The sequence below is a fragment of the Micromonospora sp. NPDC047753 genome (genome assembly GCF_040642735.1).
Taxonomy (GTDB): Bacteria; Actinomycetota; Actinomycetes; order Mycobacteriales; family Micromonosporaceae; genus Micromonospora.
The window spans coordinates 1-2,145 of record NZ_JBEYSL010000244.1; the positions used below are offsets into that span (position 1 = coordinate 1).

General features: G+C 70.5%; 2 protein-coding genes. Both read left to right on the top strand.

What is annotated here, in order from left to right; all coding sequences use genetic code 11:
* Positions 1-241: 241 nt before the first annotated feature.
* Positions 242-610, top strand: a complete 369-nt coding sequence (erpA, locus tag ABZ749_RS20365) for an iron-sulfur cluster insertion protein ErpA (RefSeq protein WP_091407494.1) — start codon at positions 242-244, stop codon at positions 608-610.
* A 186-nt stretch (positions 611-796) separates the two neighbouring features.
* Positions 797-1,777, top strand: coding sequence for a carbohydrate kinase family protein (locus ABZ749_RS20370; RefSeq protein WP_355007749.1), 981 nt, complete (start codon positions 797-799; stop codon positions 1,775-1,777).
* Positions 1,778-2,145: the final 368 nt, after the last annotated feature.

Consider the following 2,145-nt stretch of genomic DNA (forward strand, 5'->3'; position numbering starts at 1 on the left):
GACGGTCACTGTCAGGCGACCGCCGGGCACGTCGACGGCGACCACGCCGGTGTCCAGGCCGGCGTCGCGCAGTGCCACCGCGCCCACCGCGCCGGGGTCGACCTGCGGCGGGGGTCACGCCACGCGGGTGGACCCGGCCAAGGCGGCGTACGATCGGTTGAGGACCACAACCGGGAATCACTGGACGACGCGCGACGTTGGCCAGTGCGTCCGGACCCAAACCGCGCAGGGAGACTTCCACGTGACCACGCCAGCGCAGACCGAGTCGACCGAGGCCAAGGCCCCTACTTCCGTCGTCCTCACCGACGTCGCAGCGCAGAAGGTCAAGGCCCTGATCGAGCAGGAGGGCCGCGACGACCTGCGGCTCCGCGTCGCCGTGCAGCCGGGCGGCTGCTCCGGCCTGCGGTACCAGCTCTTCTTCGACGAGCGTTCGCTCGACGGTGACGTCGTGACCGACTTCGGTGGTGTCGAGGTCGTCGTCGACCGGATGAGCGCCCCGTACCTTTCCGGCGCGACGATCGACTTCGCCGACCGGATCGACGCCCAGGGCTTCACCATCGACAACCCCAACGCGGGCAGCTCCTGCGCCTGCGGTGACTCGTTCAACTGAGTCACACCACACATCAGCGACGATGGGGCCGTTCTTCGGGACGGCCCCATCGCCGTACCGGTCGGCTGTCGCACCGGTCCCGGAGGGGCCGTGGCGGGCCGGTTGCCGGTGTCCGACCGAGCGGTGACCATCGCGTTGCCGTCCCGGTAGGCTGACCGCGCCCTGCTCCCGACCCTGAGGGTTGACATGAAGATCGCCGTCACCGGCTCGATCGCCACCGATCACCTGATGAGCTTCCCCGGTCGCTTCGCCGACCAGCTCATCGCCGATCAACTGCACAAGGTGTCCCTCTCGTTCCTGGTGGACGACCTGGTGCTCCGCCGCGGCGGCGTGGCGGCGAACATCTCCTTCGGGATGGGTCAGCTCGGGCTGCGCCCGGTGCTGCTCGGCGCGGTCGGCGCCGACTTCGCCGACTACCGCTCCTGGCTGGAGCGCCACGGTGTGGACTGCGACTCGGTGCACATCAGCGAGGTGGCGCACACCGCCCGCTTCGTCTGCACCACCGACACCGACATGTGCCAGATCGCGTCGTTCTACGCCGGTGCGATGAGCGAGGCCCGCAACATCGAGCTGGCCCCGGTCGCCGACCGGCTCGGCGGTCTGGACCTGGTGCTGGTCGGCGCGAACGACCCCGAGGCGATGCTGCGCCACTCGGCCGAGTGCCGCACCCGCGGGTACGCCTTCGCCGCCGACCCGTCCCAGCAGCTCGCCCGGATGCCCGGCGAGGACGTGGTGGCGCTGATCGAAGGCGCCGAGTACCTGATGACCAACGACTACGAGAAGTCGCTGCTGCAGAGCAAGGCGCAGCTCAGCGACGACCAACTGCTGGACCTGGTCAAGGTGCGGGTCACCACGCTGGGCAAGCACGGTGTGGAGATCGCCGGGCGCGGCATCGACCCGATCCACGTACCGATCGCGCGGGAGATCCGGGCGGTCGACCCGACCGGCGTCGGCGACGGCTTCCGGGCCGGCTTCTTCACGGCGCTCTCCTGGGGCCTGGGCCTGGAACGCGCCGCCCAGGTCGGCTCGCTGCTGGCCACGCTGGTCCTGGAGACCGTCGGCACCCAGGAGTACGACGTCCGCCGCGACCTGTTCGTCAAGCGCCTCGCCGAGTCCTACGGTGACGCCGCGGCAGAAGAGGTCCGCCCCCACCTCCTCCCGGCCTAGCCAAACCCCGCCCCCGCCCCTCGGCCCCCGCCCTCGCCCCCGGCTCTCGGCCCCGGCTCTCGCCCCCGCGATCTTGCACTTTCTGTCGTCGTTTCGCGGCTTCTGCGCACGTTTGTCCCCGCAGAAACTGCAAGATCGCGCGGTGAGGTAGGGCGGGGGGTGGGGACGGCGCTCAGCCCACGCCGCCCCGCCTCTGCCCGCGTCGATCATGGAGTTGTGGTGGCTGGATAGGCGCCTTATGTGGCTTTTGTCCACCACCACAACTCCATGATCGGTGCGGTGGTGCGGTGGTGCGGTGGTGCGGTGGTGCGGTGGTGCGGTGGTGCGGTGGTGCGGTGGTGCGGTGGTGCGGTGGTGCGGTGGTGCGG